Here is a 20,139-nt window from a genome sequence, read left to right on the forward strand (position 1 = left end):
CGCCCGATTATGCTAGGGGCTTTCGCACCATCTGTCTGAACAATTGAGGGGTCCGCTTTCATGTCGCTCGACCTTGCGACCACCCGACGCATAGCCAAACTGGCCCGTATCGGCCTTGAAGACGCTGAGCTTGAAGCCACCACGCAAAAGCTCAACAGTATTCTGGGCTGGATCGATCAACTTGCCGAAGTGAACGTGGATGGCGTGCCCCCCATGGTCGGCACGGAAACCGAAACCCTGCGCCAGCGCGAAGATGTGGTGAATGACGGCAACTGCCGCGACGCCCTGCTGGCCTGCGCCCCCGAAACGGCCGGGCCTTTTTACACCGTACCCAAGGTTGTCGAATAATGCTAACCGGACTGACCCTGACCGAAGCCCGCGCGGGCCTTGCCGCCCGCACTTTCAGCGCGCGTGAACTGGCCAAGGCGCATCTGGACGCCATCGCCCGCCTTAACCCCGCGCTGAACGCCTATATTACCGTCCTGCCCGAAGAGACCGTTCTGGCACAGGCCGATGCCGCCGATGCCCGCTACGCCGCAGGCACGGCCGGGCTGATGGATGGCCTGCCCATCGGTATCAAGGACCTGTTCTGCACAAAGGACATCCGCACGACAGCCGCCAGTGCGATTCTGGCCGACTTCGTGCCGCCCTATGAAAGCACGGTTACGGCGCGGCTGCTCAAGGAAGGCGCGGTTTTTCTGGGCAAGACCAATCTGGACGAATTCGCCATGGGTTCGGCCAACACGTCATCCGCTTTCGGGGCGACCACCAGCCCGTGGCGCCGCACGGGCGAACCCGATGTCGCCCTTGTGCCCGGTGGTTCTTCAGGCGGGTCCTCCGCCGCTGTGGCCGCTGGTCTGGCTCTGGCTGCAACCGGCACGGACACGGGTGGCTCCATCCGCCAGCCTGCCGCGTATTGCGGCATTGTCGGGCTGAAACCCACCTATGGCCGGTGCAGCCGCTGGGGCGTGATCGCCTATGCCAGCTCGCTCGATCAGGCAGGCCCCATGACCCGCAGCGTGGCCGATGCCGGGCTGATGCTCGAAGCCATGGCCGGGTTTGATGAGCGCGACAGCACCTCCTCCTCCCGCCCGGTTCCGGCTTTCCACAAGGCCGTGGGCAAGAGCGTGAAGGGCCTGCGGGTGGGTATCCCCACCGAATACCGCGCCCCCGGCCTGCCCGAAGACGTGCTGGCCATGTGGGAGCAGGGCATTGCCTGGCTGCGTGAGGCCGGATGCGAGGTGGTGGATGTCTCCCTCCCCCACACCCGCTACGGGCTGACCAGCTATTACATTATCGCTCCGGCGGAATGCTCTTCCAACCTTGCACGGTATGATGGCATCCGCTTTGGCAAGCGGGTGGACGGCGCCTCGCTCGACGCGGTGTACGAGGCCTCGCGCGCCGCAGGCTTCGGCCCAGAAGTCCGCAGCCGTATCCTGATGGGCACCTATGTGCTGTCCGCTGGCTATTACGATGCCTATTACCTCAAGGCCCAGAAGGTTCGCACACTCATCCGCCGTGATTTTGAGCAGGCGTTTGAAAACGTGGATGTACTCCTGACCCCCACGGCCCCCTCAGCCGCTTTTGCTCAGGGAGAAAACCAGAACGACCCCGTGCAGATGTATCTCAACGACATCTTTACCGTGCCCGCCAGCCTTGCCGGTATCCCCGGCCTGTCGGTGCCGGTGGGGCTGAACGGTTCTGGCCTGCCGCTCGGGTTGCAGGTGCTGGGCCGCCATTTTGATGAAGAAACCGTGCTGTCGGTTGGCGGCGCGCTGGAAGCAGCGGCGGGTTTTGCACACCGGCCCACCCTGCATGCGGGAGCAGGCGCATGAGCTACGTGATCGAAGGCCAGACCGGCCAGTGGGAAATTGTGGTGGGGCTTGAGGTTCATGCTCAGGTCGTCAGCCACTCCAAGCTGTTCTCCGGTGCGTCCACCACCTTTGGTGGCGACCCCAACACGCAGGTCAGTCTGGTGGATGCCGCCTTCCCCGGCATGCTGCCCGTCATCAACCACGCCTGCGTGGCACAGGCCATCCGCACCGGGCTGGGGCTGAACGCGCAGATCAACCTGACCAGCCGTTTCGACCGTAAGAACTATTTTTACGCCGATCTGCCGCAGGGCTACCAGATCAGCCAGTTCGAGCACCCGATTGTGGGAACGGGCACCATCACCATCGAACTGGCGAATGGGGAAACCCGCTCCATCGGCATCACGCGCCTGCATCTGGAGCAGGATGCGGGCAAGCTGCTGCACGATCAGGACCCCACAAAATCTTTCGTGGACCTGAACCGCGCAGGTGTCGCGCTGATGGAAATCGTCAGTGAGCCCGATATCCGCGCTCCGGAAGAGGCAGGGGCCTATCTGCGCAAGCTGCGCCAGATCCTGCGCTATCTGGGCACCTGCGATGGCAACATGGAGGAAGGCTCCATGCGTGCGGATGTGAACGTGTCTGTCCGCAAGGCGGGTGAGCCTTTCCGCACCCGCTGCGAGATCAAGAACGTCAACTCCATCCGCTTTGTCATGCAGGCGATTGAGGCCGAAGCGGCACGTCAGGTCGAAATCTGGGAAAACGGCGGCACGGTGGATCAGGAAACCCGCCTGTTCGACCACACAAAGGGCGAAACCCGCACCATGCGCTCGAAAGAAGACGCGCATGACTACCGCTACTTCCCCGACCCTGACCTGCTGCCGCTGGTGCTTGAACAGTCCTGGGTGGACAGCCTGCACGCCGCCCTGCCCGAACTGCCCGATGCCAAGCGCGCGCGCTTCCAGCAGGAATACGGCATTACCTTCTATGATGCCGGGGTGCTGGTCGCAGAGCAGGCTGTGGCGGATTACTACGAAACCGTAGCCCGTGGGCGCGATGGCAAGCTGGCGGTAAGCTGGGTTACGGGCGACCTGTTCGCAGCCCTCAACCGCACTTCCACCACGATCGAGACCAGCCCTGTCAGCGCTTCCAGCCTTGGCAAGATGCTGGACCTGATCGCGGATAGCACCATCAATGGCAAGATCGCCAAGGAAGTGTTTGAAGACATGGTGGAAACCGGCGAAGACCCGGAAGCCATCGTGGAACGCAAGGGCCTGCGGCAGGTAACCGATACCGGCGCGATTGACGCAGCCATTACGGCAGTGCTGGACAAGCACGCCGACAAGCTGGCGGAATACCGCTCCGGCAAGGACAAGCTGTTCGGCTTCTTTGTGGGACAGGTCATGAAGGAAACCAAGGGCAAGGGTAACCCGGCTCTGGTGAACGAGGCTCTTCAGGCCCGCCTCAACGGCTGAAAACACCCCTGTGCGGGGCGGAATACCCCGCCCCGCACAGGGCCATAAACCTGACAAAACCCCCTGTTTGCAAAAAATAAATGTCAACTTGCATAAGAGGGTTTGACGAATCCCATTTGCCCCCCTAAAAGCAGCAGTGCAAACGTCGTGTATGTGTGCACTCTTCGGCGGAGGGGTGGCCGAGTGGCTGAAGGCGGCGGTTTGCTAAACCGTTGTACGGTGTCAAGCCGTACCGTGGGTTCGAATCCCATCCCCTCCGCCAATTTTTAAATATTCCCATCCAATAAAAACAAACCGACCTCGCCTATTTCTTCAGGCAGGCATGAGCGATCGCGCGCGTGATAAGCAGATCATAAGCAGCGGCGAGGTCTCGCCCCTGCACCGCGCTTGTTCGACATGGCCAGAGACTGGAGCAAGATCGGCGCATCGCTTCTTGCAGAGTGGCCGGGCTGTAACCGGGATAGAGCAACCATGGGCCATTGACCCATCCGATAAACAGATGATCATATCGGGTGACAGATTTTCACTCTTACCCATATTTCAGCTAGAGAGTGCTGCCTTATGGCAGCGATATATCACGATGCAAAACCACCGCATACAATTGACCGGAACACGCCATGAGCTGAAACTATCAGCTTTAGCCCTTTTTATTGCTGCTTTTTTCCCATTCTGGGCCAACGCTCAAACCACAACACCTGAGCAGATGACTCTGGGTTTTTATAAAAAATACATGGTCGAATGTAGCAAAAATACCGAATCTCTCCCTAGATCAGTCAATAATAATTATTTCTGCGGCATGAATATCAAGAAATACATCACAAAATCATTATATGAAAAAATTATGCGTTCGTATCATGCACAACCGGTTGGAGATATGCTGCCGGATTCAGATCCGAATTATTTAGGGGATTCAGATTATTTTACGCATACTCAGGATTTTGCTGCTGAGTGGGCCTCCCTGATATCAGTCAAAACAATCAAGGAAGACAAAGACAAAGCCGTTGTTCGGGTTTTTATGGCGTCTTCTGGTCAGGTAAGTGATGCACAGGCAATATGCGTCAGGCTACAGCACACCAAAAGTGGCTGGAAGATTTATCTGGTTGACTTGGCCCTGTATAATCCCCTCCCTGACTGCAAAGAGCAATAAACACCCTTTACAGACTGGAAAGAAAACCGGGGCGGATGGAAATTCCCACCCACCCCCAGATACAGTTAGAGTTCCCCAGTCAGGAACTGGGCACGGCCAAGGCCGAAGCTCCAGTGCTCATCGGCATTCTGGATGATGGACACCATCAGATCAGCCGGTGCCAGACCGCAGGCCTGTTCGAGCTTTTCAGCCAGCAGACGATAGAATGCCGCAATCTGTTCCTTCGAACGCGGGCGGGATACAACCTGCAACAACACCACCTTGTTGGTGCGTGGGATGTCGAGCCCCGTATCCTCGATAATCATGTGCGAAGCATCATGTTCGGAAACAAGCTGGTAGCGGTCGCGCTCGGGCACGCCAAATGCTTCGAGCATGGCGGCGTGCGCGGTGTCCAGAAGTGTTTTGGTTTCAGCCGGGGTACGGCTACCCTTGATAATATGAAAATGCAGCAAAGGCATAAGAGTTTTCCCTTTTCTGTCAGACGTGGGTAAGACAATACCCCAATCAGGCGACAGCGCTGATCAGGTTACGGACTGTAGCCACCATGTCGCGCAGTTCCTGCGCGGTGGAAATGAACGGAGGCCCGAAGGAGATCGTGTCCGCCGTGCACCGCAGGAGCTGGCCCTGCTGCAACCCGGCTTCGAAAATCGCCAGCCCCCGTGCGCCCGGCTTACCTTCCGCCGGTTTGAGGTCGATTGCCGCTGTCAGCCCGATATTGCGGATATCCGCCACAACGGGCAGGTCGGACAGAGTATGAATGCTTTCTTCCAGCACGGGTTCCAGTGCTCGCACCTGCGCGAACAGATCTTCGCGCTCCATGACATCCAGCACCACATTGCCAACAGCCGCCGCCAGCGGATGACCCGAATAGGTGTAACCGTGGCAGAACTCTATGGCATTTTCTGGCCCGGTCATGAACGTATTGTAGATTGCATCGCTGACAATCACGCCACCCATGGGCACGATGCCGTTGGTCACTGCCTTGGCAAAGCAGATCATATCGGGGGTAACACCAAAGCGCTGCGCACCAAACGCGGCACCCATACGGCCAAAACCCGTAATGACTTCATCAAAAATCAGCAGAATGCCATGCCGCGTGCAAATTTCGCGCAGGCGCTGCAGATAGCCCACGGGCGGCACCAGCACGCCTGTTGACCCCTGTACGGGCTCGACAATAACCGCAGCGATGGTCGAAGCGTCATGCAGCGCTACCAGGCGCTCCAGATCATCCGCCATTTCGGCACCCCATGTGGGCTGCCCGCGTGAAAACGCAACCTTCTCCGGCACGTAGGGGTGACGCAGGTGATCGACACCGGGCATCATACCCGCCGCGAACATTTTACGGTTGGAGACAATCCCGCCCACGGACATGCCGCCAAACCCGACACCATGGTAGCCGCGCTCACGCCCGATCATGCGGAAGCGATTACCCTCATTACGGATACGGTGATAGCCCAGCGCCACTTTGAGCGCGGTATCCACCGCCTCGGAACCGGAGTTGGCAAAAAACACATGGTTCATGCCATCGGGCGCCATGGTCGCAATCCGCTGGGCCAGTTGCAGCGCACCGGGATGTGTAAGCTGGAAGCTAGGCGCGAAATCGAGGGTTTCTACCTGCGTTTTCACCGCTTCTGCAATCAGCGGGTGGGCATGCCCAAGCGGAGTACACCACAGGCCGGACAGCGTATCAAATAGCCTGTTGCCTTCAATGTTTTTGTAATAAGCGCCCTGCGCCTCCACCACCGTGCGTGGCGCAGGATTGGCGCTCAAGCGGCGATTGGCGGTAAAGGGCTGCCAGTACGTGCCCTCACGGGCGGTGGCCATGGGGTCGAAATTGCCTGTAGCGTGCGACATGGTGAAAAATCCTGCCTATGTGGCCGTCCGGTCCGGGAGCGGTTTATAACCAACCGTAACAATTTGTATGCGGGTGGTATATGTACAGACACCCCCAAGTCAGGCGCATCTGTACATAACAGGCAGACACCCATAAAACGGATAAAAATCCGCTGGTTTACCGGACCGTATAATCGGCCACAGATGCTGCCCCGGTAACGGTGTTTTTCAGGCAGAACCCAAAAAGAGTGACACAGAAAGGCAGAACGGCAAGCCCGGTGCTGACGAGTGCTGAAAGGCCGGTAATAATAACGAAATTGACCAGAATGATGTACAGAACCGCCACCAGCACCACAGAGGCCATAACTGGCAGCCACATCGTTTTGATAGCCTGCCCACGCGCCAGATCCGGTCTGGACTGAAAAAACCTGACAACAGCGAGCGATGTCAGGATCATCAGCAGAATAATACCCACTGTTGAAATACCCGCCATGGACCCGAAAACACTGATAAGCGGATCAGCGCCAGACCATGCGGCCAACCCCACCAGCACAACAGCCATACCCGTCTGCGACAGCGAGGCGGCATGGGGCGAGGCATGCTGGTCATGCGTACGGGCCAGAAAATCCGGCAGAATGGCCTCACGCCCCAGCACCAGAAAATAGCGGGCAATAATGTTGTGGAATGACAGAAGGCAGGCAAACAGGCTGGTAAGCAACAGCACCTGCATGATTTCACGCACGGTTCCGCCCGCATAACGCCCGGCGGTTTCCAGCACCATGTTACCGCCATTGTCCAGATATGTGTGAGCTATGGCCGTAACGGAGCCCGCCCCCCAGGCCTCGATTACGCACCAGCACGAAAAAGCATAGAAAAAACCAATAATCAGCACAGCCCCGTAGGTAGCGCGGGGAATGGTTTTTTCAGGATCACGGGCTTCATCACGGAAAATGGCCGTGGCTTCAAACCCCAGAAAGCCGGTAATGGCAAACAGCAGCGCCACGGCAAACGGGCCGGAGGCAACGCTTTCCGCCCCCGCCGGTGCCGCAACCGGTACCGGATGCCACACAATGGCGGCGTTCATGATCAGGACAACCCCGATTTCAAGCACAAGGGCCACCCCCAGCACGCGCGAGCTGAGTTCGATATGCCGGTAGCCCAGAAACGCCACCAGAATAAGGGCCAGCAGAGCATACACCCACCATGGCAAGGCAGGACCACCCCACTGGCGCACGGCATCATCCATCGCCCAGCCAAAAAAGCCATATACGCCAAGCTGAATGGCCGTATAGGTCAGCAATGCCAGAAAGGCGCTCCCCCGCCCGGCCCGCGCTCCCAGCCCTTCGCGCACATAGGTAAAAAACGCACCCGCCTGCGTGATATGCGGCGTCATGGTGACAAAACCGACAGAAAACAGCAAAAGCACGAACGAAGCCGCCGCAAAGCCTGTCCAGGCCAGCGCCCCGTTCCCCTGTGCAATGGCCAGCGGCACGTTACCGCTGACAACCGTTAGCGGGGCGGCGGCGGCCATCACCATGAAGATGATTTCCGCAACACCCAGATTCCCCGAAAGGCGGCCGTGTACCGGCCCTTCAGCACTGGTGGCGGCAGAATGGTCCGTGCTCATGGCATGTCCTTTTCAAAAGCGGCGACCAGACTCTGATATGAAGCAGGGCGCCTGTCCTGCAGATAGGGGTTTGCATGCTGGGCGCGGGCAACAACCTGCGCCGAAACATCTGCTGTAATCAGCCCCGTGCCCTGCTCGATCCGGGCAAGAACCGAGGCATCAGGGGCGACAATCTGGCTGTTGCCGACATAGCGGGTCTGGCCTTCCTGCCCATCGTGATTGATGTAGGCGATATAAATCTGGTTTTCCCACGCGCGGGTGCGGATAACCTCGCGGGCAATAAACGTGAACGGCTCCATCTGGGCGGTTGGCACCAGTAGCAGTTCGCACCCCGCCAGAGCGGTGGCGCGCACATATTCGGGAAACTCCACATCGTAACAGATCATGCTGGCAAGGCGCATGCCCTGATAGGTAATGACTTCGGGCGGGGCGGAGCCGGGCAGGAAAAAGGCCCGGTCCAGTTCGCCAAACAGATGCTGCTTGCGGTAATGCAGCAGGGTATGGCCCTCGGCATCCACAAGGGTTGCGCTGTTATAAAGCCCCTGCTCGGTATGTTCGGCATAGCCGACCAAAATGGCCACACCATGCGCTGCCGCCATGGCCCGGATAGCGGGCAGCGGATCAAAACGGGCCAGATCGCGCAGGCTTTCGCCTATGTCGTAGCCTGTTACAAACAGTTCCGGCGTGACAAGCAACTGGACATTGTCCTGACGGGCACGCACCACGGCCTGCCCCAGTTCGGTCAGGTTTGCGTCCACCCTGCCGGGCGTGCCTGCGGTCTGGAGGCCGGCTATACGCATGAGCGTGTCATCCTGTTTCTATATCAAAACAATTACGTCACTATAGGCACAGCGATGGGGAACTCAATGCCCTCGCAAGACACATTCCCCGTCCCCACACCGTGAACACACACGCACCATGCCATGGCGGGCGCAAAGCCATTCATGATATGTACAGAAATTCCATAATCTGAAAGAATCTGTACTGGTGTCCTCCGCGCCGACTTTCGGGAATTTTTCCGCTGCCTCGTCCATTCAACTGGATGCCACCCTGCCCACACCGCTGGTGGCGCAGCTTGCCACCCGTCTGGGCACGCTCATCCGCAATGGCGATATTCCCGCCGGGGAGCGTATTCCTTCCATCCGGCATATGGCGCGGCTGTGCAGGGTCAGCCCCCTGACCGTAGCCAACGCCTATACCCGACTGGTAGAAGCCGGGGTGCTGGTGGCGCATGCGCGGAGCGGATATTTCGCGGCCCGTACAGCCCCGCCCCCCCGGCCAGACCCCGGTGAGGACGACCCGCTCTGGCTGCTTCAGCATGCGTATGAAACCACGGCCCCCACCATAAAAGCCGGGTGCGGCTGGCTGTCGGAGCAGTATCGCTACTCCCTGTCCGTGCGCCGCGCGCTGGAGCGGCTGGCACGCTCCGACCTGCTGCCCACCTTTCTGGATTACGGAAACCCCGCAGGCTTTCCCGCACTCCGGCTGGCTATCCGCCAGCTTCTGGCGCGCAGGGCCATTCCCTGCCCCGAAGAAGGTATCGTGCTCACCCATGGTGCCTCGCAGGGGCTGGAACTGGCCCTGCGTGCCTGCACAAAACCGGGCGACACGGTGCTGGTGGATGACCCCGGCTACTGCAACCTCTACCCCCTTTTGCACATGCTCGGCCTGAGCGCACGCGGCGTGCCCCGCACCAAAGAAGGGGTGGATATCACAGCCCTTGAACACATTCTGGCGCATGAACGCGCCACCGTTATGGTCACAACATCCGTGCTGCATAACCCCACCGGCGTCTGCTCCACGGCCGCCAACATAACGGCGCTGTACGCACTGGCCTGCCAGCATGGACTGACCGTGATCGAGGACAATATCTTTCTCGACCTTGCCCCCCAGACCCAGCCCTGCCTTGCCCGCATGGATACCGAGGAGCGTGTGGTGCATGTCGGCAGTTTTTCAAAAACCATTACCCCCGGCCTGAGGGTTGGTTATGTGCGCTGCGCACCCGATCTGGCCCGGCGGATAATGGAATACAAAATGGCCGTGGGGCTGACCTCATCCTCGCTCAACGAGGCGCTGGTCTGCTCCATCCTGCAAGGCGGTTTTTACCACTCGCATCTGGCGGACCTGCGCGAAGGGCTTTTCAAGGCGCAGAAAGCCACCTGCGCCGCCCTGCTCAAAGCCGGTCTGGCCCTGTACACACAGCCTTCGGGCGGCATGTTCGTATGGGCGCGCTTTCCGGGGGACAAACAGGTCCGCACCATCATGCGCCGCGCCGCACAGGCCGATATCCTGCTTGCCCCCGGCAGCCTGTTTTGCCCTACCGGGCAGGATACGCCGTGGTTCCGTTTCAATGTCACGCAATGTGACAGCCCCACACTCCTGACCTTTCTACGCACCGAAGCCCGGAGCGGTTTCTGAGCGGGAGCCACCCCCCGCCCCGCGCGTTACGGATAAACCGATGGCCTACCCCCCGGCACACCCACCCCGGATAACGGTAAGGAGCCCCCATGATAGAACTGACGATAGAACAGCGGCGACGCAGTCTAGGAGGCGGGCTGGAAGTGGGCCGTGTGCTGCCCCATGCCCGCAGACGCATGGTGGGGCCGTTCATTTTTTTTGATCATCTCGGCCCGCTGGATCTGCCTCAGGGCGTGGACCGCCATGTGGATGTGCGGCCCCACCCCCATATCGGCCTTTCGACTGTTACCTATCTTTTCTCAGGCGAGATCATGCACCGCGACAGTCTGGGGTCGGAGCAGGCCGTGCGGCCGGATGCCGTCAACTGGATGACAGCCGGGCGGGGCATTACCCATAGCGAGCGTTTTGAGAAAGCCCGCGCCATGGGGGACCACCTGCACGGCATTCAGGCCTGGGTTGCCCTCCCCCGTGAAGAGGAGGAATCAGCCCCCTCCTTCGCGCATCTGGCCGGTGAGGACCTGCCCCACTGGGCCGAGGCCGGACTCCATGGCCAGCTTATTGCCGGCAGCGCTTACGGACTTACGGCAGCAGCGCGCACGCACTCGCCGCTTTTTTACGTGCATCTTGAACTCGCAGCCGGCGCCCGCGCGGAACTGCCCACCGCTTACCCCGAACGGGCACTCTACATTGCCAGAGGCCGTATCCACCTCGATCATCAGGAGTATGAAGCCGGGCGGATGCTGGTTGTCAGCCCCGGCAGCACATGGTTTGAAGCCGTTGAGCCATCAACCGTCATGCTGTTGGGGGGTGAGCCGATAGGCGAGCGGTTTCTGTTGTGGAATTTTGTCAGTTCATCAAAGGAACGTCTGACACAGGCCGCCATGGACTGGCAGGCGGGTCGCATGAAACTACCCGATGCCGACCACGATGAGTTTATTCCCCTCCCCGCTGGCACCCTGCCGCCCCAGACACCCCCGGCTACCTGATTACGTAAATGTTCATACTGATAGCGTAAGCGTGTTTACGCATTGAGCCCACGGCATTCTATCGTCCGCCTCAACCGACGGATAGCCGGCCCGGCGTAACCAGCCATGAGGCATGACCATGAAAACAGCAACCCTGCTCGCTGCCCTGTTCACGGACTGCGCTCTCGGGCGCAACGGGCTGTTATGGGCCAGTCTGCTTTTGGGGGTGGCGGCTTTCTGCCTTGCGCCTGTCCACCCTGCCGCCCTGTTGCTGCTTGTGCCCGCGCTGGCGGTTTTTGCCCTGTGCCTGATCGACCTGATACAAACCCGGCACAGCCTCAGGCGCAATTTCCCTGCTTCCGCACGGTTTCGCTGGTTTTTTGAATGGCTGCGCCCGTTCCTGCGTTCCTATATTGTCGAGGGCGATCTGGAAGGCCGCCCGTTCAGTCTGGACACGCGCGCACTGGTCTATGCCCGCGCTACAGGGGCTACGGATGCGCATCCTTTCGGCACGGAACTAGATGTTTATGACGGCGAATATGAATGGCTGGCCCATTCCATGGTACCCAATACCCATGCCGATGCCGCCATGCGGGTGCAGGTGGGCTCCAGCCAGTGCACGCAGCCCTATTCCGCCTCCCGGCTGAACATTTCCGCCATGTCGTTTGGCGCGTTGAGCGCCAATGCAATCGAAGCGCTCAACCTTGGCGCAAAAATGGGCGGTTTTTACCATGATACCGGCGAGGGTGGCCTCTCCCCCTACCATCTGCGCCACGGGGGCGATATCGTCTGGGAACTGGGGTCGGGTTATTTTGGCTGCCGCACGGCGGATGGGCAGTTCGACCCCGAGCGTTTTCGCGACCGTGCATCTGACGAACGGGTGAAAATGACCGAAATCAAGCTCTCGCAAGGGGCCAAACCGGGGCATGGTGGCGTGTTGCCCGGCCCTAAGGTGTCAGAAGAAATTGCCCATATCCGTGGTGTTCCCGCCGGGCAGGACTGCCTTTCCCCCGCAGCCCACAGCGCATTTTCCACACCAAGGGAACTGCTGGAATTTGCTGCCAGAATGCGCGAACTGTCCGGTGGCAAACCGGTGGGGATCAAACTCTGCGTAGGCTACCCACACGAACTCTTTGCCGTAACCAAAGCCATGCTGGCCAGCGGTATCTTGCTTGATTTTATCGTCATAGACGGGGCCGAAGGCGGCACGGGAGCCGCCCCGCAGGAATTATCGGACAGTCTGGGCACCCCCCTGCGCGAAGGGCTTATTCTCGCGCGCAACGCGCTCGTAGGCGCTGGCCTGCGGGGGCAGGTCAAACTGGCGGCCTCGGGCAAGGTGGCCTCGGCAGCGGGTATCGCCATGCACGCGGCCCTTGGGGCTGACTGGTGCAACGCCGCGCGGGCTTTCATGTTCTCACTGGGCTGTATCCAGTCCATGCGCTGCCATACCGATACCTGCCCAACCGGCATTGCCACGCAATCCCCAGCGCGGCAACGTGGGCTTGTCGTTTCAGAAAAAGCTGAACGGGTTGCGCGGTTTCATAAGTCAACACTGAATGCGCTGCATGAAATCGTGGTGGCAGCTGGCCTGAATTCACCGGATGATTTCAAGCCAGCCCATCTACGCCACCGTATCAATGTGGCGCAGGCATTACAGATGGACGAACTTTATCCGTTCGTTGCCCCGGGAGAACTGATCGCCGGGACAGACCACCCCCTGCTGCGCCGCTGGTGGGATGAAGCCGACCCGGACAGCTTCCGCGCACGCCTGCGGCACTAAACCTTACAAACTTAGTAAATCTCAGGAACAATCATGGATTCAGGCGTCGGCTGACGTTCATAATCCGGGTGATGAACACGCTCGGGCAGCACGATTTCAGGGTGCTGCACATCTTCATACGGCACCTGAGACAGCAGATGGGAAATACAGTTGAGGCGCGCACGTTTTTTATCCACACCCTGCACAACCCACCACGGCGCTTCAGGAATACTGGAGCGTTCTAGCATGACTTCCTTGGCCCGGGTATACAGCTCCCAGCGGCGGCGGCTTTCCAGATCCATGGGGGAAAGCTTCCACTGTTTCAGTGGGTCTTCTATCCGGGCACGAAAGCGGGCTTCCTGCTCATCATCCGTGATAGAAAACCAGTATTTTACCACCTGAATACCGCTACGCACGAGCATACGCTCGAATTCCGGCACGGAGCGGAAAAATTCTTCATACTGCTCGTCTGTGCAGAACCCCATAACCCGTTCCACCCCGGCACGGTTATACCAGCTCCGGTCAAAAAGAACGATTTCGCCCGCAGCAGGCAGGTGGGCGATATAGCGCTGGAAATACCACTGTGTACGCTCACGGTCGTTAGGCGCAGGCAGTGCCGCCACCCGGCAGATACGCGGGTTGAGCCGCTGGGCTATCCGCTTGATTGCCCCACCCTTGCCTGCGGCATCACGCCCTTCAAACAGCACGACCAGCCGGTGCCCGGTGGCCTTTACCCAATCCTGCAGCCTGACCAGTTCGCCCTGCAACCGCACCAGTTCACGAAAATAGACCCGGCGGAAGGCTTTTTCCTCCTCATCAAGAGAGCCGCCTGCGGCTTCCTCTTCCAAGGAGAGTTCAAACTCTTCATCCAGATCATCAATGATTTCACGGCGTATCTGCACACGGACGCGCTCTTCGGGGGTCAGGCTTTCCAGATACTCGTCGTAGGCCATGGTTTTTCCTTTCATGCAAAGGATCACACGTTCCACAGAGCGCATGATATCGGGTATTCATTGGGTAACATTATTGTTTTCAGAATTTTACCCTGCGGACGGCATACGCTCCACCCGCAGGACACAAAAACCTGTTTTCAGAAAATATGACGGAAAACAAAAAATAATACACCGCTCAGCAGCATCGCGGCCGGAAGGGTTACAATCCACGCCATGGCCATGGTGCGCAGGGTACGCCACTGCAGGCCGGAACCTGCCGCCGCCATGGTGCCCGCAACACCGCTTGAGAGAATATGCGTAGTGGAAACCGGCAGCCCAAAGCCTTCCGCCAGCCCGATCGTGCCCATGGCAACAATTTCAGCCGAAGCGCCCTGCGCGTAGTTGAGATGGGTCTTGCCGATTTTCTCGCCCACCGTCACGACAATACGCTTCCAGCCCACCATTGTGCCCATGCCCAGAGCTACGGCCACCGCAATCTTGACCCATGTGGGAATGAACCGCGTACCAGCATTAAGCTGGCCCATAAAGCCCTTGAGGTCTGCTGCTTCCTTGCCTTCAAACACCGTGGTTTTTGTCAGGACACGGATGGCGTCAGACACCAGGTACATGTCCGTACGGACGTTAGGCACTTCCGCTGCGGGGATGGCGTTCAACGAGTGATACCCCTTGACCGAGGCCGTGATGTCGTCCGACAGAACCGCCAGCGCGCTGTATACCTGCGGCGTATCGACATGCCGGTTTCTCAGCGCCTCTGTCACCTGCGAGCGGGCATCGGCCACACTCGGTGCGCGCACTTCCTTGGCATGGTGCTGGAAAACGGTGCTTGCATCACCAGCCATCTGCACAAAAGCGGGCATGGCCGTTTCGGGCATGGCGCGGTTCAGGGCATAGGCGGTGGGGGCCGCGCCAATCAGGATGAGCATGATCAGGCCCATGCCTTTCTGACCGTCATTACCACCATGGAAATAGGAAACACCCGTACAGGTGCCAATCAGCATCCCACGGATCCACAGTGGCGGCGGCTTGTGGCCTTCAGGCGCTTCAAACAGCACGCGCTGGCGTATCAGAACCCGGAAAGTCCAGAACAGCAGCATGGAAAGAATGAAGCCACAGAGCGGGCTGAACAGCAGCGCGCTGAATACTTTCTGCACCTGCGACCAGTCCACGCCATAAGTGGCCATACCGGCTGGTGCCATAAGCTGGTTTGCAATCCCTACCCCCATGATCGAGCCGATGAGGGCATGGGAGGAACTGTTGGGGATACCCAGCGCCCATGTGGCGAGGTTCCACAAAATGGCAGCAATCAGCAGAGCGAAAATCATGGCATGGCCTGCGCCACCGCCAACCTGCAGGATAAGCTCGACCGGCAGCAGCGTGACAACACTATACGCCACCGCCCCGGAGGATACGAGCACACCCAGAAGGTTCCACATACCCGACCACACAACCGCCACCAGCGGCGGCATGCTGTTAGTGTAGATAACGGTTGCGACGGCATTGGCCGTATCGTGAAAACCGTTGACGAATTCAAAGCCGAGCGCAATCAGCAGCGCCAGCGCCAGAAGGGCGAAAGCACCAACGGCTATCCCCTGTTCGCCTGCGGCCTGCAGGTCGGTTAGAACGCTGTAGCCCACAAAGGCCAGCGCTGCGGCAATAACCGTCAGAAAAAGCAGCCTGAAGGCCGGAGCTTCGCCAGCATTCATGCGCGGGCGCAGATAGCGGCCCTGTGAGACACTTGCATCAGACAAAATTCTGTCTTCCCTGATTTTCAGAAAGTTTGTCTATTTTGGCGACGCTAAAAATAATAAACAGTTAAATTATTATGAAAGATGAATGCACACCCAAAATATATAACTAAATTAATGAACACTATAAGTTTTTATAGAAATTCTCCTCCTTTGAATCATTCAATAAAAGACACCCCTTAGCCTGTAAAAATATACCTTCACGCTATCCATAATAGCAGCCCCAAAAAACCCGGATTTTATATCCGATTACATGGTGTGGTTCCGCCCCCGCCACCACGAAGAAGTCCATGGATTCCAACAGTTTGCCAATCGCTTCATGAAGCTCTGCCGGGAACGGTTACGCACCTACGCACTGGTCTTGCATGGCCACGTTTTTGTAACGCAAAACAGGCGGCCCCATGCTGGAGCCGCCTGTTTTCATGTGTAGAACAAAGCGGAGTATGAGCGCTTAGCGGCGTCTGGGCGAAATCAGCCACGCATCCGCATAACGTGCGCTGCCCCGCAGATGCGGCCGCGCCAGCGCCAGATAGGCGAGGGCTGTGGCCACCACAAGCGCAAGACCGATCCACATGCTGTAATTGATATACCATGGCGCATCCGGCATGCGGGGCCACAGGATATTGATAATGGCGAGCACACCATAAGCCAGTGCTGCAATATTAACCGCAAAACCCCAGCGCCCGAGAGTAAACGGTCCCCCCGGCTGCCAGCCGCGCAGACGGGCATAGAGCGCACCCGCCACCACCATCTGGAAGGCCACGTAAATCCCCACCACCGCAAAGCTGACGATGGTTGTAAGCGCATCCTGCGCAAACAGGCCCAACAGCACGATAGCGCCCGGCACCAGCCCGGAAAGATAGAGTGCATTTACCGGCACATGCCGGGTCGAAACCCGTGAAAGCGGTGCAGACCCCGCAACCATACCATCCCGCGCGAAGGAGTAGATCAGCCGGCTGACTGCCGCCTGTAGGCTAAGCACGCAGGACATGAAAGACACCATTACAATAGCCGCAACCCCCTTGGTGCCAGTAGGGCCGAAGGCGTTCATCAGCACATCGCTCAGCGCATTGGGAGATTTGCCCGAAATCACTGCCGGAATATCGGGCACGGCCAGTAGCAGTGCGGCACAGGCAAAAATGGATGCCCCCACCCCGATATAGATGGTCATGCGCATGGCTTTGGGAATCTGGCGGCCGGGATCTGGAATTTCCTCAGCCACATCGCCACAGGCCTCAAACCCGTAGCACGAGAACAGCCCGAGCAGCGATGCCGCCAGAAAAGCAGGCAGATAACTGCCATTGGCCGGTGCGGCGTTCATAGGGTCAAGCAATGCGCCCAGCGTATTCACCCGGTGGAAGGCCAGCAGATACCCACCAACAAACAGGGCCCCCACCAGTTCGCAGATAAAACCGAACATGGCCACACGTGCGAGCAATTTTGTGCCCGCGAGGTTACACAGTGTGGAGAGCGCAATCAGTGCCACGGCTATAGCCGTTGTCAGGCCCGGCGCGCTGGAGCCCCCTGTCAGCAAAGCCAGAAACGGAGCCGCCCCCGTTGCCACGGCGGCAATGGTGGTAAACAGCGCCCAGACATAAACCCACGCCGTCACCCACGACCATTTGCGCCCCACCAGCCTGCGTGCCCATGGGTAAAGTCCGCCAGAAATGGGAAACTGCGCTACGACCTCACCAAAAATCAGCGCCACCAGAAACTGGCCAATACCCGCCAGCACGTAAGACCAGATCATGGGGCCACCGCCTGTCTGCAGGCTGGTGTCAAACAGGGTGTACACCCCCACCACGGGCGACAGATAGGTAAAACCCAGTGCAAAATTCTCAATCATCGACATGGAGCGGTCGAAATCCGACTTCACTCCCAGCGCCGCCAGACTGGCGGCATCGTCGGTAGCGGGTACCGGTGCGTGATCCATGGCGGGTCCTTTTTTCCGGTTGGAGCAAAGCTGATGGCTTGCGAAGGCTCCAGCATAGAAAAATGTTTCGGAATCGCACCAGTCTGTAATGCCCCTGCCCAGCTATCGCTCTATCCGATAGCTCCGGCCCATATCCCGCTCTCTAGCGCCCGCTCTCCTTCTGCTCCGCAAACAGGTCGGGCCTGCGGCGGGCCATCCAGGCGAACAGGCGCACGCTCAGCCCGCGGAACAGGGGAATATCCTCGGCCAACAGCACCACACCCAGCGGCAGCATCCAGATACCCAGCAGGGGCAGGAAAGATAAAAACCCACCCAGCAGAAACAGAAATCCCGCAAACATCCTGAGCGTGCGCCGCTCTGCCGCCAGCAGCCAGCGCACCCAGTCCGCCAGACGCGCAGGCAGACGGGCCACCAGCGCATCGCGCCGCTGTTTTCTCAGCCGTTCGGTTTCGTTGTCAGGTTCCGTTTCCGCCGCCATGAACTGTCATGACCCTCCCTGTCACCAATAGCTACCGTACCGCCTTACAGGCTCTGCAAGGTGTACAGCCTGCGGTACAGGCCGTTTTCCTTGCTCACCAGTGTATCATGCGGGCCGTCTTCCACCACGCGCCCATGCTCGAACACCACAATACGGTCCAGCCCCCGCACGGTCGCCAGACGGTGCGCCACCACCAGCACCGTGCGCCCCTGCATCAGCCGTTCCATTGCCTGCTGCACCAGAGCCTCGGACTCCGAATCCAGACTGGCCGTTGCCTCATCCATGACCAGAATAGGCGCATCGGCCAGAAAAGCACGGGCAATGGCCACACGCTGGCGCTCCCCGCCGGACAGCTTGATGCCACGCTCCCCCACTAGGGTTTCATACCCATCGGGCAGACGGTCGATAAAGCGGGAGGCATTGGCCAGCCGCGCGGCCTCCTCTATCTGCGCGCGCGTGGCACCGGGGCACCCATACGCAATGTTTTCCGCCAGACTGCGGTGGAACAGCATGGGCTCCTGCGGCACCAGCGCAATACGCGCCCGCAGGGCCGACTGGCGCACCGTGGCAATATCCGTGCCATCCACCCGGATCACGCCCGCCTGTGGCGCGTAAAGCCGCTGGAGCAGCTTGGTAAATGTTGTCTTGCCTGAGCCTGATGGCCCCACCAGCCCTACTCGGCTGCCCGGCGCGATTGTCAGGGAAAAGTCATCAAACAACGCTTTCGCCTGCCCCGGATAGCAGAAGCGGACATGCTCGAAGCTGATCGCGCCTTGTGTAACCTGCAAAGGCTGCGGGTTCACCGGGTCCGCCACGGCTGCGGGCGTACGCCACAGCAGCAGCAGTTCCTCCATTTCATTGACAGAGCGCTGCACAACCGAAACCTGCTGGCCAATCTCGCGCAGGTAGCCCTGCACAAGAAAGGTCATGGTCAGCACATAGGCGACATCTCCGGGGCCAGCCCGGCCAGCGGCCCACAGCCAGATAGCACCGCCCGCCAGTGCGAGCCGCATGACCATGACCGCCGCTGCCTGAATATTGGCGCTGTCCGTCCCGCGCACCCACATATGCGCCGTTGCCTTGCGCCACTGGCTGACAATGCGCGCCAGCCGTGCATCCTCACGCTCTTCCGCGCCAAAAGCCTTCACCACGGCATTGCAGGTTATGGCATCGGCCAGAGCTGCCCCCATGCGGCTGTCGCCCTCATTGGCCGCCTGTGCGGATGGGGCCACGTAACGCAGGGTCAAGGTGCAGGAAAGTGCAACAAACAGCACGGAAAGCACGCCCAGTAGCACCCCCATGGCCAGCCAGTGCCAGCCCAGCACAAGGGTGGTGAGCACCAGCAGCGCCACTTCGGGCAGCAGCAGGAGCAGCAGCGTATCATCCAGCATATCCACCGCCCACATGCCGCGCGTAAGCCGCCGCACGGTGGAACCGGCGAAGGTGCTGGCATGCCAGTCGGTTGACAGCCGCTGGACATGGGCAAAGGCCTCGGTGCCTATTTTCTGCATGACCTGCGTGGTCAGCCGCGTAATGCCAAGATAGGCCCCCCGCTTGGCCAGCACGCTAAAAAAGCCGCACCCGGCCATGGCCGCGAGCATCCACAGCGCATCATGCCCCACCTCCGCCACCGGGCGCGCCACGTCGGCTACCAACTGCCCGGCAATAACGGGCATCAGCACATCCGCCACGGTGGCCAGCATGGTTCCGGCCAGCGTAACGGCCAGCGGCACCGGAAAGCCCAGCCAGTGCCGGGCCACAAAGCGCAGCACATCAATAAACAGGCTTGTTTTCCGCGCGGCGGTAGCCACCCCGGAACCACTCACAGGCATACGGACACCCCGAACAGGTCAGTCAAACAGATGGATCATTCTTTCTGGCGCATAAATGCGTGCACAGCCTGTATCGTGAAAGGGGGTGGTTGCACAAATACCCCCCATCCCTGACACTATCACCCGAACAGACCAGCCGCAGGCCCCCCCTTATGCCCCCAAA

16 protein-coding genes and 1 tRNA gene are annotated in these 20,139 nt (G+C 59.4%); 8 read left to right on the forward strand and 9 right to left on the reverse strand.

The window, feature by feature from the left end; all coding sequences use genetic code 11:
• The first annotated feature begins 60 nt into the window (after nucleotides 1–60).
• The 5 genes from gatC to ABF757_RS05225 all read left to right on the forward strand — a co-directional run bounded on the left by gatC (nucleotide 61) and on the right by ABF757_RS05225 (nucleotide 4,433).
• Nucleotides 61–348 (forward strand): Asp-tRNA(Asn)/Glu-tRNA(Gln) amidotransferase subunit GatC, encoded by a 288-nt coding sequence (gene gatC, locus ABF757_RS05205; protein ID WP_415481221.1) that lies wholly within the window; start codon nucleotides 61–63, stop codon nucleotides 346–348.
• Nucleotides 348–1,835 carry an Asp-tRNA(Asn)/Glu-tRNA(Gln) amidotransferase subunit GatA gene (gene gatA / locus ABF757_RS05210; protein ID WP_415481222.1) on the forward strand — a complete coding sequence of 496 codons (1,488 nt, stop codon included), beginning with the start codon at nucleotides 348–350 and terminating at the stop codon, nucleotides 1,833–1,835. Before gatC ends, gatA begins: the two co-directional genes overlap by 1 nt.
• Nucleotides 1,832–3,286, forward strand: coding sequence for an Asp-tRNA(Asn)/Glu-tRNA(Gln) amidotransferase subunit GatB (gene gatB / locus ABF757_RS05215; protein ID WP_415481223.1), 1,455 nt, complete (start codon nucleotides 1,832–1,834; stop codon nucleotides 3,284–3,286). The genes gatA and gatB overlap by 4 nt, the downstream gene beginning before the upstream one ends.
• A 169-nt stretch (nucleotides 3,287–3,455) precedes the next feature.
• Nucleotides 3,456–3,548: transfer RNA gene (locus ABF757_RS05220), tRNA-Ser, on the forward strand.
• A gap of 60 nt (nucleotides 3,549–3,608) precedes the next feature.
• Entirely contained in the window at nucleotides 3,609–4,433 is an 825-nt protein-coding gene (locus ABF757_RS05225) for a DUF3828 domain-containing protein (protein WP_415481224.1), read from the forward strand.
• A 65-nt stretch (nucleotides 4,434–4,498) separates the two neighbouring features.
• On the opposite strand, the gene ABF757_RS05230 is transcribed toward ABF757_RS05225, so the two are convergent.
• The 4 genes from ABF757_RS05230 to ABF757_RS05245 all read right to left on the reverse strand — a co-directional run bounded on the left by ABF757_RS05230 (nucleotide 4,499) and on the right by ABF757_RS05245 (nucleotide 8,693).
• Complete coding sequence (locus ABF757_RS05230) at nucleotides 4,499–4,891, reverse strand: tautomerase family protein (protein ID WP_025860394.1); 393 nt, start codon at nucleotides 4,889–4,891, stop codon at nucleotides 4,499–4,501.
• 46 nt (nucleotides 4,892–4,937) lie between these two features.
• Complete coding sequence (aptA, locus tag ABF757_RS05235) at nucleotides 4,938–6,287, reverse strand: omega-aminotransferase AptA (RefSeq protein WP_415481225.1); 1,350 nt, start codon at nucleotides 6,285–6,287, stop codon at nucleotides 4,938–4,940.
• Nucleotides 6,288–6,444: 157 nt separating this feature from the next.
• Nucleotides 6,445–7,893 carry an APC family permease gene (locus ABF757_RS05240; protein WP_415481226.1) on the reverse strand — a complete coding sequence of 483 codons (1,449 nt, stop codon included), beginning with the start codon at nucleotides 7,891–7,893 and terminating at the stop codon, nucleotides 6,445–6,447.
• Entirely contained in the window at nucleotides 7,890–8,693 is an 804-nt protein-coding gene (locus ABF757_RS05245) for a carbon-nitrogen hydrolase family protein (protein WP_025860393.1), read from the reverse strand. Before ABF757_RS05245 ends, ABF757_RS05240 begins: the two co-directional genes overlap by 4 nt.
• 187 nt (nucleotides 8,694–8,880) lie before the next feature.
• Here ABF757_RS05245 and ABF757_RS05250 point away from each other — a divergent pair, with 187 nt between their 5' ends.
• From ABF757_RS05250 to ABF757_RS05260, 3 genes are all read left to right on the forward strand, one after another.
• A complete protein-coding gene (locus ABF757_RS05250; RefSeq protein ID WP_415481227.1) occupies nucleotides 8,881–10,311 on the forward strand; it encodes an aminotransferase-like domain-containing protein in 1,431 nt (476 codons plus the stop codon).
• A gap of 89 nt (nucleotides 10,312–10,400) precedes the next feature.
• The gene (locus tag ABF757_RS05255; protein WP_415481228.1) at nucleotides 10,401–11,297 is read left to right on the forward strand and encodes a pirin family protein; all 897 of its coding nucleotides are present in this window, start codon (nucleotides 10,401–10,403) and stop codon (nucleotides 11,295–11,297) included.
• 118 nt (nucleotides 11,298–11,415) lie between these two features.
• Nucleotides 11,416–13,056, forward strand: coding sequence for an FMN-binding glutamate synthase family protein (locus ABF757_RS05260; protein ID WP_415481229.1), 1,641 nt, complete (start codon nucleotides 11,416–11,418; stop codon nucleotides 13,054–13,056).
• 11 nt (nucleotides 13,057–13,067) lie between these two features.
• On the opposite strand, the gene ppk2 is transcribed toward ABF757_RS05260, so the two are convergent.
• From ppk2 to ABF757_RS05285, 5 genes are all read right to left on the reverse strand, one after another.
• Nucleotides 13,068–13,988, reverse strand: a complete 921-nt coding sequence (gene ppk2 / locus ABF757_RS05265) for a polyphosphate kinase 2 (RefSeq protein ID WP_415481230.1) — start codon at nucleotides 13,986–13,988, stop codon at nucleotides 13,068–13,070.
• 137 nt (nucleotides 13,989–14,125) lie between these two features.
• Nucleotides 14,126–15,736 carry an inorganic phosphate transporter gene (locus tag ABF757_RS05270; protein ID WP_415481231.1) on the reverse strand — a complete coding sequence of 537 codons (1,611 nt, stop codon included), beginning with the start codon at nucleotides 15,734–15,736 and terminating at the stop codon, nucleotides 14,126–14,128.
• Nucleotides 15,737–16,184: 448 nt separating this feature from the next.
• Complete coding sequence (locus tag ABF757_RS05275) at nucleotides 16,185–17,666, reverse strand: APC family permease (protein WP_415481232.1); 1,482 nt, start codon at nucleotides 17,664–17,666, stop codon at nucleotides 16,185–16,187.
• Nucleotides 17,667–17,808: 142 nt separating this feature from the next.
• Nucleotides 17,809–18,144 carry a hypothetical protein gene (locus tag ABF757_RS05280; RefSeq protein WP_415481233.1) on the reverse strand — a complete coding sequence of 112 codons (336 nt, stop codon included), beginning with the start codon at nucleotides 18,142–18,144 and terminating at the stop codon, nucleotides 17,809–17,811.
• Between the two features lie 44 nt (nucleotides 18,145–18,188).
• Nucleotides 18,189–19,976 (reverse strand): ABC transporter ATP-binding protein, encoded by a 1,788-nt coding sequence (locus ABF757_RS05285; RefSeq protein ID WP_415481234.1) that lies wholly within the window; start codon nucleotides 19,974–19,976, stop codon nucleotides 18,189–18,191.
• Nucleotides 19,977–20,139 lie beyond the last annotated feature (163 nt).

It is taken from the genome of Acetobacter papayae (assembly GCF_047721125.1).
Lineage (GTDB): Bacteria > Pseudomonadota > Alphaproteobacteria > Acetobacterales > Acetobacteraceae > Acetobacter > Acetobacter papayae.

Coding starts and splice junctions, on each gene's coding strand:
- ABF757_RS05260 (WP_415481229.1), top strand. CDS start 11,416: ATGAAAACAGCAACCCTGCTCGCTGCCCTGTTCACGGACTGCGCTCTC.
- ABF757_RS05230 (WP_025860394.1), bottom strand. CDS start 4,891: ATGCCTTTGCTGCATTTTCATATTATCAAGGGTAGCCGTACCCCGGCT.
- ABF757_RS05285 (WP_415481234.1), bottom strand. CDS start 19,976: ATGCCTGTGAGTGGTTCCGGGGTGGCTACCGCCGCGCGGAAAACAAGC.
- aptA (WP_415481225.1), bottom strand. CDS start 6,287: ATGTCGCACGCTACAGGCAATTTCGACCCCATGGCCACCGCCCGTGAG.
- ABF757_RS05225 (WP_415481224.1), top strand. CDS start 3,609: ATGAGCGATCGCGCGCGTGATAAGCAGATCATAAGCAGCGGCGAGGTC.
- ABF757_RS05275 (WP_415481232.1), bottom strand. CDS start 17,666: ATGGATCACGCACCGGTACCCGCTACCGACGATGCCGCCAGTCTGGCG.
- ABF757_RS05245 (WP_025860393.1), bottom strand. CDS start 8,693: ATGCGTATAGCCGGCCTCCAGACCGCAGGCACGCCCGGCAGGGTGGAC.
- ppk2 (WP_415481230.1), bottom strand. CDS start 13,988: ATGGCCTACGACGAGTATCTGGAAAGCCTGACCCCCGAAGAGCGCGTC.
- gatA (WP_415481222.1), top strand. CDS start 348: ATGCTAACCGGACTGACCCTGACCGAAGCCCGCGCGGGCCTTGCCGCC.
- ABF757_RS05240 (WP_415481226.1), bottom strand. CDS start 7,893: ATGAGCACGGACCATTCTGCCGCCACCAGTGCTGAAGGGCCGGTACAC.
- gatC (WP_415481221.1), top strand. CDS start 61: ATGTCGCTCGACCTTGCGACCACCCGACGCATAGCCAAACTGGCCCGT.
- ABF757_RS05255 (WP_415481228.1), top strand. CDS start 10,401: ATGATAGAACTGACGATAGAACAGCGGCGACGCAGTCTAGGAGGCGGG.
- ABF757_RS05280 (WP_415481233.1), bottom strand. CDS start 18,144: ATGGCGGCGGAAACGGAACCTGACAACGAAACCGAACGGCTGAGAAAA.
- gatB (WP_415481223.1), top strand. CDS start 1,832: ATGAGCTACGTGATCGAAGGCCAGACCGGCCAGTGGGAAATTGTGGTG.